The 12,819-nt window shown below is 57.7% G+C and carries 10 protein-coding genes; 1 reads left to right on the top strand and 9 read right to left on the bottom strand.

The features are described from left to right. Positions 1 to 2: 2 nt before the first annotated feature. The 4 genes from GDV60_RS22160 to GDV60_RS22145 form a co-directional block, all read right to left on the bottom strand. A complete protein-coding gene (locus tag GDV60_RS22160) occupies positions 3 to 632 on the bottom strand; it encodes a TIGR02646 family protein (RefSeq protein ID WP_159908776.1) in 630 nt (209 codons plus the stop codon). Beyond that, positions 625 to 1,980, bottom strand: a complete 1,356-nt coding sequence (locus GDV60_RS22155; protein WP_159908775.1) for an AAA family ATPase — start codon at positions 1,978 to 1,980, stop codon at positions 625 to 627. The genes GDV60_RS22160 and GDV60_RS22155 overlap by 8 nt, the downstream gene beginning before the upstream one ends. Before the next feature lie 91 nt (positions 1,981 to 2,071). Beyond that, positions 2,072 to 2,884: an SDR family oxidoreductase gene (locus GDV60_RS22150; RefSeq protein ID WP_159908774.1), complete on the bottom strand. Its 813-nt coding sequence runs from the start codon at positions 2,882 to 2,884 to the stop codon at positions 2,072 to 2,074. Between the two features lie 24 nt (positions 2,885 to 2,908). After that, positions 2,909 to 3,373, bottom strand: coding sequence for a multidrug transporter (locus tag GDV60_RS22145; RefSeq protein ID WP_159908772.1), 465 nt, complete (start codon positions 3,371 to 3,373; stop codon positions 2,909 to 2,911). A 202-nt stretch (positions 3,374 to 3,575) separates the two neighbouring features. Between GDV60_RS22145 and GDV60_RS22140 the strand changes: the two genes are divergently transcribed. Then, the gene (locus tag GDV60_RS22140) at positions 3,576 to 6,380 is read left to right on the top strand and encodes a dermonecrotic toxin domain-containing protein (protein WP_159908770.1); all 2,805 of its coding nucleotides are present in this window, start codon (positions 3,576 to 3,578) and stop codon (positions 6,378 to 6,380) included. A 78-nt stretch (positions 6,381 to 6,458) separates the two neighbouring features. Here the strand turns inward: GDV60_RS22140 and GDV60_RS22135 are convergent, their stop codons facing one another. The 5 genes from GDV60_RS22135 to GDV60_RS22115 form a co-directional block, all read right to left on the bottom strand. Then, positions 6,459 to 7,910 carry a mannose-1-phosphate guanylyltransferase/mannose-6-phosphate isomerase gene (locus GDV60_RS22135; protein ID WP_029297891.1) on the bottom strand — a complete coding sequence of 484 codons (1,452 nt, stop codon included), beginning with the start codon at positions 7,908 to 7,910 and terminating at the stop codon, positions 6,459 to 6,461. A 185-nt stretch (positions 7,911 to 8,095) separates the two neighbouring features. After that, positions 8,096 to 8,749, bottom strand: coding sequence for an alginate O-acetyltransferase AlgF (locus GDV60_RS22130; RefSeq protein ID WP_029297892.1), 654 nt, complete (start codon positions 8,747 to 8,749; stop codon positions 8,096 to 8,098). Between the two features lie 16 nt (positions 8,750 to 8,765). Further along, the gene (locus GDV60_RS22125) at positions 8,766 to 9,956 is read right to left on the bottom strand and encodes an alginate O-acetyltransferase (RefSeq protein WP_029297893.1); all 1,191 of its coding nucleotides are present in this window, start codon (positions 9,954 to 9,956) and stop codon (positions 8,766 to 8,768) included. 11 nt (positions 9,957 to 9,967) lie between these two features. Continuing rightward, positions 9,968 to 11,500, bottom strand: coding sequence for an MBOAT family protein (locus tag GDV60_RS22120; protein WP_029297894.1), 1,533 nt, complete (start codon positions 11,498 to 11,500; stop codon positions 9,968 to 9,970). A 217-nt stretch (positions 11,501 to 11,717) separates the two neighbouring features. Next, on the bottom strand, positions 11,718 to 12,818 hold the full coding sequence (locus GDV60_RS22115) for a mannuronate-specific alginate lyase (RefSeq protein WP_159908768.1): 1,101 nt from the start codon (positions 12,816 to 12,818) through the stop codon (positions 11,718 to 11,720). Position 12,819: the final 1 nt, after the last annotated feature.

Here is a 12,819-nt window from a genome sequence, read left to right as displayed (position 1 = left end):
TGTCAGGCGCTGATATGGCGAATCACGTTTATCAAGATCGGAGAGAATGGCTTGAGTTGTCCATTCTCATTGGGTTGTTGCAGCTCTTCTTCAAGAATTGTCAGCAGATCGATGTTTTCTATCGCGAGATCAGAACCATCCATGCCGCTGTTGAAAAGAAGCGCGCTGATGATGTCTCGCCGATCATTGAACAACGCCCGGTTTTTCTCGCGGCTATCCCCTAAATTCAGAACCTGAATAGACGTGATAGCTCTTGGACTCAAACCTTCCACTCGCCCTGAAATATAAAACTTCAACTCTGTTTCACACTCATCCATCAACGCAGTGAGGGGCAATGGTTGATGCGCGTGCGCATCCCCGCATTGTTTAAGTCGATTACAGCTCGCTACGATGTTGGAGAAGTCCACTGTGCGGTTTTGCGCTTCTCTCTGTGCCTCTACATGCTCATTGTGAGCACTATTCGGCGTAATTGCATCACAGCAGTGAGCACATAGGCCGTATTGCTCTTCTATGCATGCTTGGCGTATTGCGCTTCTTTCTTCATGCGTTAATTCTGGATAGCGACCCTTCGGGTGTACGCGCTTCCATTGCGTCAGTGCTGCTGGTTCATGCCCTTTGGTGATTTTACGCACTGCGCAACTCCTGCTTGCGAATCAGAAGGGCTGCTTTGGTCAGCTCGATATGACCGGGGGGAAGGTCTGCCGAAAGGCTTTCGAAAAGAGCCTTGGCTTCTTTCAATTTTTTGTCATGAAGCAGATCCAGCAAACGATCCAGACGGTCCTGGACCTCGCTGTTGCGCGCGTCGGTGTCCATGACGTCGAGTAAGACCTGATTTGCGTCTAGGCCATAGAGACCGTTGCGCTCTTCCAATTCACCGTCGTCAAGGACGTAGCACAGGATGTCCTTGGTATCGCTGATCACCAGTGGAGAGTGGGTAGTCAGGATGAATTGGCAGTTGGGGAAGGTCTCAGTGAGCTGGTGGATCAGACGGCGCTGCCACTGAGGATGAAGATGGAGGTCTACCTCGTCGATCAGGACAATACCGGCACCTTCAAGCGGATTGCTTAATGATGGGTTCATGATTGCCAAGCGGCGAGCAATATCGCCGACAAGTGCCATCAGTGATTTCTCACCTTGAGAAAGCTGAGAAACATTGAGTGTATTGCCTAACTTATCGATGGCCATATGCAATCTAGGCTTTCGTTGGACTCGAAGGTTCTTAAAATGAGGCATGAACTTGTAGACGGCAGATCGCACAGCATTTAACTGTGGGTCGCGGGACGCTAGATGCAGACTTTTTAGTTCGGATACCAACTTTTCATCCGAACTAGAGATTTTTTTCAACTGTTCCATTACGGCCGAGGATATTCCCTGTTCGTTCTCAGTGTCTTCCCTGTCACGGAACCATTCAAAAAAACGTCCGAAATCTACGCCACCATTTAGAGCGTTTTCGTATCCGTCAAATTGGTCGAATGGTTTTTCGGATTTCCGGATAGATAGTGGAACGTCAAGGACAGACCTTTCGACAGGGTAGAAGGCCACAAGTGGAAGTGAACCGTTGTCGTCAACCAGCCCTATATGAAGACGATAGAGCTCAGCCAGTTCGGTTAGTTTAGTAAGAGAACTATTTGCCTTTGCTTTATGCCCTCGCAAGGTGCGAGCGAGTGTCCATGAGTAGGTCGCGGAAGTTGATGCTGACGTGTGAGTTACACCGCCGACTTCAGCATCAATTGAGGCGAATCGCTCACCATTTGTGATCACATTTTCTTGGATGGGACTGCCACCGCCATTATCGGTGCGAATGCGCCCTACCAGCCAACTTAACGACGTGGCGAGCGACTTCAAAATCGTTGTTTTCCCCGCCCCGTTATTCCCGACAAACACAGTCACCTTCGACGCATGCTTTTCGGTAGGTGCAAAGGCGACTTCCAAGTCGGTAAAACGACCGACATTATTAAGTCGAATTTTTCTGATTTCCATCGCATTACCCTTGTGGGGCCAGTCAGATTCTAGAGGCAGGCGGCGATTATGGCACTCATCCCGGGTTTTGGCAGGTGGGCTTCATGGTTGCTTACAACACACCGTTCAAGCCAAAGCGTTTTTTCAATATCTTCTCCAGCAACGCCTTGGGCAACAGCGCCGCCATCCACGGCAACGCGCGGCTGCCATTGCCTGAGCGCAACAGGCGCGGTGGTTCAGGTTGTTGCGCGGCCTTGAGCACATCCGCCGCAAACACGCTGGCTGGGGTTGGCTTGTCCTGGGACGCCTGGGAGCGCGCACGGATGCTTTCGCGCAACGGCCACCATGGCGATTGTTCGTTGATCAGCCGTTCGGCCTGGGTGCCGGCGTTCTTGGCGAAACTAGTGTTGATTGCCCCCGGCTGCACTTCCATGACCCGCACGCCAAACGGCGCCAGCTCCATGCGCAGGGCATCGCTCAGGGCATGGACGGCGGCTTTGGAGGCGCAGTAGGCGCCGGCAAACGGGGTGACCAATACCCCGGACACGCTGCCGATATTGACCACCAACCCTTTGTTACGGCGCAACGCGGGAAACAACGCCTGGGTCACGCCGACGATGGAGAACACATTGGTCTCGAACTGGCGCTGCATCGCCGCGGTACCGCCATCGAGCAACGGGCCCATGGCGCCGTAGCCGGCGTTGTTGATCAGCACATCCAGCTCGCCCACTTGCCCGGCCAGTTGCGCCAGGGCGGCCCCATCGTTGACATCCAGTTGCACGGCCTTGAAGCCGGCTGCTGCCAGGGTCGCGACGTCTTCGGGACGGCGGGCGCTGGCCCACACGTCATAGCCGGCTGCCTTGAAGGCATCGGCCAGGGCGCGGCCGATGCCGCTGGAGCAACCGGTGATAAGCACGTTGGGCATGGCTCAATCCTTTGTCGTTATTAATTAGTCGCAGAAGCTGCCTTGCAACCGTTCGGCACGAAACTCCAGGGTTTGCGGGCGATAGCCGGGGCGCAGCGGCGGCATCGGCAGGCAATCTTCCCAGGTGGTGCCGGCCTGCAATTCGCCGGGGCCGCGATAGCGTGGGGCAGCATAGACGTTGTCGGCCAGGTTGACCGTATCGCCCGGCGCATAGGCGGCGACGCGCCAGCGCAATTCGGTGAGGGGGACGTCATTGCCATTGCTGAGTTTGAGCTGCAAGGGGCGATCGGCAGGGCATTGCTCGGGGGCGTAGCTGATGCGTAGCTCCAGGCGCGCCAGTTGCGCGGCTTCGCGGTTGTCCAGCCATACCACCCACATCGCCACGAAACCCAGACCCACTGCTGCTACGAGGGATACAGGCAACGCCTTGGCGGGATAGCGCAGCAGCAGGATCAGCCAGGTGATGATCAGTAGAACGCCGAAGAACATGGAGGCAGCCTCGCGGATGGGGGAACCATCGTACCGTTGGCGGGGTACGGTTGCCTATCGGGTTGCGAGTACGCTCTGGAGATATCCCCCGTTACCTTTTCACTGGAATGGATGGCGTTGTTCGCATCACTTACATAGATACAGCCACAGACTGACAACTGTTGTTCTGCGGATTTTTTTGTATCTGTCGGGGATAAACACCATGAGTATATCGATACAGAATCTTTCTTCCGGAGCCTACGAATACGAGGTTACCCAAGAGAGCAGCTCAATAAAGCCAACATCCAATACGCAACCAACCACCGGTACAGGCTCCAGTGATCTGGACAACCGTAACTCGCTGACTCAGACACTGGCAGGCCTGGAGCAAGGCATCACAACGGGTCGCATAACCAATGAGCTTATTTTTCCGGCCTTGCAAACCACGAAGATCCAACTGGAGCCCGATACGAAAGATGCAGGCCCGGCCATAGAAGTCAGCCTATGGCAATACATCACAGCCAACGGCTGGAACATTCCGAAAAATCATGAAGAACTCATCCAACTCAGACAAATCGTGTCTTCACAGGCACCGGAAAGCACTTCCAATGCCTATGCAGTCATTACCGAGCAAGTGGCCAAGGCCAATGTCGAGAAAGCCAAATTCAACAATATTGCCTTAGGCACGGCTGCGGCATTTCCAGATGTGCGCGCAGAAGCCAAAAAGTGCGCGCAAGACATCGTGTTCAAGTTGACCGGCCTCCATGTAGACGCCGACAAGACGTATCTGAATCGTTTTAACGGCACGCAATCTGCTACAACCGCTACCGGCTGGGAGCATATGAAGGAAGAACCTTCCTCTTCAATTACGTTGACCGATGCGGTATTGAAGAACTTCTCCGAAAACGACGGGGTTCCCGGCAATCTGGACTCGGAAGCGGGCTTGTATAAAGACGGCCCCGGACACAGCAAAAAAGCAGGCTACGGCGCTCATAACCAAATTCCCCTGGCGCCTTCCCAGTTTATGAAGTCGCTTTGGAACGTCGACTTCCAAACGGTAATGTCGGAAAAAATCGACGACTTCTGGGAACACCACGCCGATAACTATCGGACTGTCCAGAAGGGGGTGTTCATCCATAAGGCAAGCGAACAACTCAAGTCCCAGGAGGCCAAGTTACCTGCTGAACGAGCGCTGCAGCCGCCCGAGCATGAATTCACCAGGAGCGACTATAAACAGCTGATGACGGCTGTTTGTGGTGAGGGCGTATCTGAAAACCAGCCCCTGACCTTTGCACAATTGCAGGCAACATCCCCGGTAACAGGTGCTGTCCAGGCCCATGCTTTCGATATCAATGGCTTCCAGTCAAATGACATTGTGCGTTTTACCCTACCCGGCAAGTTGCCCAAAAAATACGTCAATGGTCGTCTGGACGGCGTGCAAGTCCTCTACATTCCTGACGCCCAGCCAGCCTTTCTGAAATTCGACTCGTTGGAAAAAATGGATCGATGGGTCAGCGATCAGGCCAGCACGCCCTCCTTGCGTCAAGCCCTGGAGTCGCACTTCTCGCTGGCTGATCGGCAGAACGGTGAACCCGGGGCGGGGACCCTATTATTTAATGCAATAGTGCCGCTAAGCTCCCTGGCCCCTGAAGTCCGTCCGAAAGATGGCGTCGATACATCGTTGGAATACCTCGGTGCAGGAACCGTCAGTAATCAAGAGGGCAGGGTCATCGACCGCGCCAACTTCGCGATCAAGGGCGATGTGTTCAGCCACATGGCGCATCTAAGCCAGCAGCGCATGAAAAGTGATGCAGACACCGCGATCAAGTCCAACAGCGAGGTCACTCGTGACATTTGGCTCAATGACATCTCGGTCGGCGCAGAGTTGCTGGTCAAGCTGGCCCCGCTGGCGGCTCCAATCGCCGCAGCCGCAGTCATCACGGGGCTCACTGAAGTGGCGCTGGGCACTGAAAAAGAGATCACGGGCGATACTCAAGCTGAGCGTCATGACGGGGCGGCGAAGGTATTCGATGGAATGCTCAACGTGTTGTTCTCTTCTGTAGGTGTCGGCTCAAAAGCTGAAGATCCTTTCATGCTGCCGGAAAAGGAGCCGCCAATCCTTGAGCCGGCATCCGGCCCTGAATACGCTAGTTTCGACATACCCAATCGCCTGCTGCCGTCACAAGCGGGCAATATCAGCATCTACGCTGTTGCGGACGGCGAGTCATTACTTGCCAAAAGTACAGTTAATGCCAAAGGTATTTATCAATTCAAGGACGAGCTGGGAAAAGACCGTTGGTTTATCCGTTATACCGACCAGACAGGTATCGCCAACACGTATGAGATCAAGAGTGATTTCAAACTCAGTAACGACTATGTCCAGATTATCGATCCCCAGAGCGGCAAGCCTGTATTGACAGTCGACGCTGTGGCTAATGGCCAATGGCGTTCGAGCAGGATGCTGGGCGGGGTCCAAAGTATCGATAGGGATGTGAGCATTGGTCGAAAACGCCTTGCTGAGCCAGGCAGTTCTTCGGGGCCATCCACTTCCGGTGGGCAATCCACCTTAAAACGCCCCAAGTTACCTGAAGCCTTTCCCGGTGAAAAAGCCACCCTGGAACCTCCCATTAAAGGAAAGAACGTCTTCTACAAATACAACAACCGAAGTCGTCATTCCGCTTTCGTCGCTGATCGCTCTTTTTCACCGTCCTCTACCGATTTAAGAGGTGGCCCGCTGCCTAAAGGGCAGGGCAGGCATTACTTCACCGATCTGGCGCCTGAAGATAAGCCTACGGAGGTCATATCCCAGATGATTTTCGGGCGTAACAAATATGGCAAAACGTTGAATAAGATGACCGATTACTTTGAGATAAACACCACCGGTCTGAAGTTGGTGGAAGTCCCCGGACATCCACATATTTTTTATGTGGAGACCCCTTTCTCCATTCCGTTGCAATACAGGGATGGCGCCAGCGGTGAACTGGTGAGTCGCGTCATTTCTCGCGGCGAGACGCCGTACACCGCTTGACCGCAAATAGACAAACCGCCCATCACTCGCTGCGGATAGGGGACGCAGAGCGTGATAGGCGGCTGTTTTTTGCGGGGTCTACTGCGCGATAGTTTTCACCGACACGCCACGCTCAACCGGCGTCGAGCGCCCGTAGATATCTTCAAACCGCTCGATATCATCCTCGCCCAGATAGCTGCCCGATTGCACTTCGATAATCTCCAAGGGGATCTTGCCCGGGTTGCGCAGGCGATGCACCGAGGCAATCGGGATGTAGGTCGACTGGTTCTCGCACAGCAGGAACACGTTCTCGTCGCACGTCACTTCAGCGGTACCACTGACCACGATCCAGTGTTCGGCGCGGTGATGGTGCATCTGCAGCGACAGGCACGCGCCCGGCTTGACCGAGATGTGTTTGACCTGGAAGCGCCCGCCCATGTCCACCGAGTCGTAGGAGCCCCACGGGCGGTAGACTTCGCAGTGGTTCTGGGTCTCGCTGCGCCCTTGTTCGTTGAGGGTGTTGACCATCTGTTTGACGCCCTGGACCTTGTCCTTGTGGGCAATCATCATCGCGTCCTTGGTTTCCACCACCACGATGTTTTCCAGGCCGATCACCGACACCAGCTTGCCGTTGCCGTGGATCATGCAGTTCTTGCTGTCCTGGATCACCACGTCGCCCTTGGTCACGTTGCCGTTGGCGTCTTTGTCATTGACCGCCCACAGCGAGGCCCAGCAGCCCACGTCGCTCCAGCCGGCACTGAGCGGCACCACGCAGGCGCGCTGGGTTTTTTCCATCACCGCGTAGTCGATGGAATTGTCCGGGCAGCAGGCGAAGGTGGCTTCGTCGAAGGTCACGGTATCAGCGGTATGCTCGCTGCGCTCGAGGGTCAGCACACAGGTGTCGTAGATGTCCGGGTCGTGTTTTTTCAGCTCTTCGAGGAAGCGGCTGGCGCGGAACAGGAACATGCCGCTGTTCCAGAAATAACCACCGCTTTTGACGAACTCCACCGCACGTTTTTCATCCGGCTTCTCGACGAACTGCTGCACGCGGCTGACGCCTTCGGGCAGCAGTGAGTCGTTGGTGGACTTGATGTAGCCGTAGCCGGTTTCCGGGCGGGTGGCCGGCACGCCGAACAGCACCATCTCGCCACGCTCGGCGGCCACGGTTGCCAGGGCCAGGGCGCGTTGCAGGGCTTTCTGGTCGTCCAGTACATGGTCGGCGGGCAGGACCAGCATCAGCTCGTCACGGCCTTCATTGACCAGCATCATCGCGGTCAGGGCCACGGCCGGCGCGGTGTTGCGGCCAAACGGCTCCATCAGGATGCGCTGGCTCTCCAGCTTGCGCGCGCTCAACTGCTCGTTGACGATGAAGCGGTGGTCTTTGTTGCAGACAATGATCGGGCTGTCCATGCCTTCGAACACCAGGCGCTCCAGGGTTTGCTGGAACAGCGTGTGCTCGCCGGTCAGGGCCAGGAACTGCTTAGGGAACTGTTTACGCGAAAGCGGCCAAAGACGTGAGCCGCTACCACCGGAAAGGATTACTGGGATCATGGGTTTCTCCTTGAATCTGTATGGGTTAGAGCAACGAAATTCAGTCGTTTCACTCTTGTTTTTGTCTCGTGTCTCGAGTCGAAACGCGGACCCTGTGGGAGCTGGCTTGCCTGCGATGGCGGCCTTGAAGGCGCTATCGCAGGCAAGCCAGCTCCCACAAGGGGCGTCTCAACTCAGGGAATTTTTTAGCGGGTCGACACGGGGCGCTTGACCCACACTGGCGACAGGCTCGAACCGGAACCGGTGACATACAGCACCGCCGCCTCACCACGCTCCAGCGCCACCGGCTTCACGTCGCCGACTTTTTTATCGCCGTCATACAGCGCCAGGCTGACCTTCACTGGGTTGATCTCGCGCTCGCCACGGCCCTTGGCGGCCACGGCCTTGACCACGTCGGTCTTGCCGTCGGCGGTCTTCAGGGTCAGGGCCTTGTCGCTGAGGTTCTGCACGCGCACCAGGGATTTCTGCTTGTTCTTGAACGGTGGTTCTTCGATCAGTTGCGGCTGGCCGGTGCCGCTGTTGACCAGGGTGTAGTAGTGATCGGCGGCCAGCTTGACCGTGACGTTCTGGCTGCCGACCTTGGCGCTGTAGTCACCGCCCGGCAGGAAGCTGAAGTCGCTGCTGGCCAGTGGCGCCACATCGCTCAACGCGGTGTTGCCGACGCTGGCGCTGACTTCCTGGTTGCTGGCGTTGAACAGGCGCACGAAGCTCGAGCCTTTCGGCGCGATGGGTCCGTAGAGGGCGGCGTCGCCGGCGAAGGCGGACATCGACACGAAGCTCATGCCGGCGGCCAGGGCCAGGGTCTTGGCGAGACGACGAGGAGTAGTAGTGAAAGTCATGTGAGTTACCTCTCTTTCAGTTTTGCGCCCGGTCGGGCGTCTCGGATTTCTGGGTTTTAACGGGTGTGTTGATTGCCATGTTCTGTTGGCGTGTACCGGCTTGCTTGAGTTGCGCAACCCACTTGGGGTCGGCGTCGCCGATTTCGTTGTTCACCGGCAGATAGCGTTCCGGGAACTCCCAGATCAGCACCTGCGGCGGGCTGTTCTTGAAGTCATCGCTTTTCAGGTAGCTGAGCATCGGCAGGATCGGGCCGTGACCGTCCTCGGAGTAGTTCACCACTTCACTGCCCAGGGCTTGCTTGAGGGCACCGACGAAATTCCAGTTGGGGTTGGCGCTGTAGCTGGTGCCCACCAGGGCCACCGGCATCTCGCTGTCGGCAAACAACGCATCGTCGCCCGCCGCCTGGGCCTGCACCGCGTGGGTCACGCGTTTTTGCAGGGGTTCCTTGGGCGGCATCAGGTTTTCGAACAGCGGGTCCAGGGGCAGGAACAGGCGCAGGTCACCGCTGTGGGGGGCGATGCTTTCGGCGTCGGTGACAAACCGCTGGGGCTCGCCGCTGAGCAGGGTCTTGGCGTTGATCACGCTGGCCAGTTGCTTGGCGGCGACTTCGGCGCCATCCGGGGTCCAGTGGGTGTCGGTGCGCAGGAACACTTGCTGGCCGTGGAGCTTGGCCTGTTGCAGCGGGCCCAGCAGGTCGGGGGCGATGATCTTGTCGGCGGCCACCCGGGCATGGAAATCCTGGTAGAGCCCGGCATGAATACTCGCTGGTTGCACTTCACCCAGATGCTCGGGGTACAGGCGCACCTTGGCCGGGACAATCGCCATGACCAATTGCACACCCTTGGCCTTGAGGGTCTGGCGTACGCCTTCGACCAGGGCGTAGTTGTCTTGCAGGTTCTGCTCTTCGTTGACGGCGGGGTTGAACTCCTCGTCGCTGTATAGCCAGTGATCGCGACCCAGCACCACGCCGGGACGGCCTTCGTTAAACAGCTTGTAGTCCAGGGCCGCCCAGAGGTTGGTGCCCAGGCGCTTGATCGGGAACTCATCGTCGTAATGGGTTTCGACCGCCTTGGCCCAGCGCCCGTTGAGCACGGTGGCGTCGGCGTTGGTATTGAAACCGAAGAAACTGCGCACCGACCACGCGCCCAGGGCCAGCAGCAGGGCCATGAACAGCGCGGCGTAGAGGATGCGGAATGAACGGGTCATGGTCGGCTCCCTCAGAATTGGAAGTAAAGGAACGGCGAGAAGCTTTGCGCCGAGAGTTTCAGTATCGAAGCCACGAACAGCAGCAGGATCACCGCGCGCATGGCATAGCGTGGCCAGTCGGCAGTCCAGTAGGCCGGTTGCACGGCGGCGTTGCTGCCGACGCTGAAGCCGGGTTCCTGGATGCTGCCGGGGGTATCGCCAGGCACCGCCTTGATCAGGCTCGGGTCAGCCGGCTTGGCCTTGTCGGCCGGGCGATTGCTGTAGAAGTCGCGCAGGCCGAAGAACGCCAGCGTGGCGTAGGCCACCACCATGGTTGCCACTTGCAGGCCGGTGAGGTTGGCGCGGTTGAGTTCCGACAGCGACCACTCGCCAAAGCTGAACATCGCGCCGTACATGCGCCCGGCAACGTGCAGGTTTTCGGCGCGGAAGATCACCCAGCCCATCACCACCAGCAGGAAGGTGAAGGCCCAGCGCACCGGGTTGAAGCTGCGTGGCGAAGTGTTCAGGCCGATGGCTTTTTCAATCGCCAGCCACATGCCGTGCCAGGCGCCCCACACGATGTAGGTGATGTTCGCGCCGTGCCACAGGCCGCCGAGCAACATGGTCAGGAACAGGTTGCGGTAGGTGGTCAGCGTGCCTTTGCGGTTGCCACCCAGGGTGATGTACAGGTAGTCGCGCAACCAGGTAGACAGGCTGATATGCCAGCGCCGCCAGAACTCGGTGATCGACTGGCTGATATACGGCTGCTTGAAGTTTTCCATGAAGCGGAAACCCATCATCAAGCCCAGGCCGATGGCCATGTCGCTGTAGCCGGAGAAGTCGAAATACAGCTGCGCGGTATACGCCAGTGCGCCGAGCCAGGCATCGCCCGTGGTGGGGTTTTGCAGGGCGAAGCAATGGTCGGCCACCACCGCCAGGGTGTCGGCGATAAACACCTTCTTGATAAAGCCCTGCATGAACCGCGTGCAGCCCTCGGAGAATTTATCCAGGGTGTGGGTGCGGTTGTTGAACTGGTCGGCCAGGTCGCGAAAGCGCAACACGGGGCCGGCGATCAGGTGCGGGAAGATTGCCACGAACGCGGCAAAGTCGATGAGGTTGCGGGTCGCCGGAGTGTCGCCGCGGTACACGTCGATGATGTAGCTGATGGACTCGAAGATGTAGAACGAGATCCCGATCGGCAACAGCACGTGGGTGAGGATAAACGGCTCCAGGCCCGCCGATTTCATCATCAGGTTGATGCTGTCGACGCCAAAGTTGGCGTACTTGAAGTAGCCCAGGATGCACAGGTCGACCGCCACCCCGAGCAGCAGCCAGCGCTGTGCCGGCTTGGTGCGCACGCCTGCCGCACCGACCTTGAGGCCGATCCAGTAGTTCCACAGGGTCACGGCGGCGAACAGCGCCAGGAAGTCCACCCGCCACCAGGCGTAGAACACATAGCTGGCAATCAGCAGCAGCAGATTGCGATAGCGTTGCCCGCTCAAATAGTACAAGCCGAGAAAGATCGGCAAGAACAGAAACAGGAACACATTGGACGAGAAAACCATCCCGATCTCTCCATGTTTAACCAACAGTCAAGGGCCAACGGCCCCCCCAAACCCCCCACGCAAAACCGGGGAGGGCGGTACTACTTTTTCACTGTCGAAACCGGCTCGAAATGTGGGAGCTGGCTTGCCTGCGATAACGGTGTGTCAGGTGACATCAATGCTGAATGTCAGACCGCTTTCGCGAGCAAGCCCGCTCCCACATTGGGAGCCCGTTCCATCAACGGCCTTTTTCGTGCGCCGGGTCGTAGACCTTGGTCAGGTCGCCGCCCAGGCGGAAGGTCTTGAACGGTTGCATGTCGTGCTTGCGTTCGATCACTTCCGGGGCGCAGGTGTAGAGGGTGCAGAAGGGTTCGAGCCAGGCGAATTTGGAGTCCTGCTCCAGGTCATGCATGTCCTGCTCCTTGCCGTTCTTCTGCTCGAAGATGTCCGGATCCTTCACCCCGGCCAGCACCTTGTCGCCCAGGCGCTTGAGCGCGCCGTTGTTCTCACCGCGCACATCCACGCCATTGACCAGGGCAAAACTGGCGATCATCGCCAGCGGCGGCAGGGCGTAGTTGTGGTAGGCCAAGGCCCGTTGCTGGCGCTTCAATTCGTTGGGCAGGTAGCCCTGGGCGTCGACCTGATTGGCGCCGACCTTGTATTCCTTGACGGCCCAATCGAACAGGTCGCGACGGTTGGTGGCGACGGACGTGGCCATCACCGACCAGGCGGCCCAGTACGAGTGGTTGTTGGTTTTTTCCAGGGGCAGGTTGTCCCAGTCGCTGACCACTTGCTCGGCCAGTTTGTTGAACCAGGCTTCGATCAGTTGCGACTCCTGCGGGTACTTGGCCAGCGGTTGCGACTCGGAGAACTTCAGGCGCACATAGGCCGAGGCCATGCTGCCCAACGCCCATTTGCGCATGGACTTGCCGGTGTGGTTGAAGTCCTTGGACATCAGCGCATCGGCCTTGGCCCAGTTCACCAGCCAGTTCAGGGTGCATTGCAATTGTTCCGGGCGACCGTCGCGCATGAACTGCATCACCCGCTTGCTGGTGTCTTTTTCCAGTTTGGTGATATCGGCGGTGCTGTCGCGAAAGGCTTTTTCCGATTGCACGTTCAGGGTCGAACGGGCTTTATCGGAGCCTTCGTATTTGCTGCGAAACTGCAGCGAGCCGGTGTAGGGCGTCGGCATGGCGTCGCAGTCGTTCTTGAAGTCGCCGGTCTTGAACGCTTCAATCGGCGCGAAATAGCCCTGGGGCGGGCGCAGCGGCGCGGCGGCGTTGACTTGGCCTGCAAACATCGCCAGGCCCAGCAGCGTTGGAATCAGTAACTTGTGCATA

The organism is Pseudomonas sp. DTU12.1 (assembly GCF_009873475.1).
Classification (GTDB): Bacteria; Pseudomonadota; Gammaproteobacteria; order Pseudomonadales; family Pseudomonadaceae; genus Aquipseudomonas; species Aquipseudomonas proteolytica.
This window is presented reverse-complemented; position numbering and strand designations above follow the sequence as displayed.

Bases quoted from the DNA above. Each gene is read 5' to 3' on its own strand.
- GDV60_RS22145 (WP_159908772.1), bottom strand. From the start codon at position 3,373: ATGTTCTTCGGCGTTCTACTGATCATCACCTGGCTGATCCTGCTGCTG.
- GDV60_RS22115 (WP_159908768.1), bottom strand. From the start codon at position 12,818: ATGCACAAGTTACTGATTCCAACGCTGCTGGGCCTGGCGATGTTTGCA.
- GDV60_RS22150 (WP_159908774.1), bottom strand. From the start codon at position 2,884: ATGCCCAACGTGCTTATCACCGGTTGCTCCAGCGGCATCGGCCGCGCC.
- GDV60_RS22135 (WP_029297891.1), bottom strand. From the start codon at position 7,910: ATGATCCCAGTAATCCTTTCCGGTGGTAGCGGCTCACGTCTTTGGCCG.
- GDV60_RS22120 (WP_029297894.1), bottom strand. From the start codon at position 11,500: ATGGTTTTCTCGTCCAATGTGTTCCTGTTTCTGTTCTTGCCGATCTTT.
- GDV60_RS22140 (WP_159908770.1), top strand. From the start codon at position 3,576: ATGAGTATATCGATACAGAATCTTTCTTCCGGAGCCTACGAATACGAG.
- GDV60_RS22130 (WP_029297892.1), bottom strand. From the start codon at position 8,749: ATGACTTTCACTACTACTCCTCGTCGTCTCGCCAAGACCCTGGCCCTG.
- GDV60_RS22155 (WP_159908775.1), bottom strand. From the start codon at position 1,980: ATGGAAATCAGAAAAATTCGACTTAATAATGTCGGTCGTTTTACCGAC.
- GDV60_RS22125 (WP_029297893.1), bottom strand. From the start codon at position 9,956: ATGACCCGTTCATTCCGCATCCTCTACGCCGCGCTGTTCATGGCCCTG.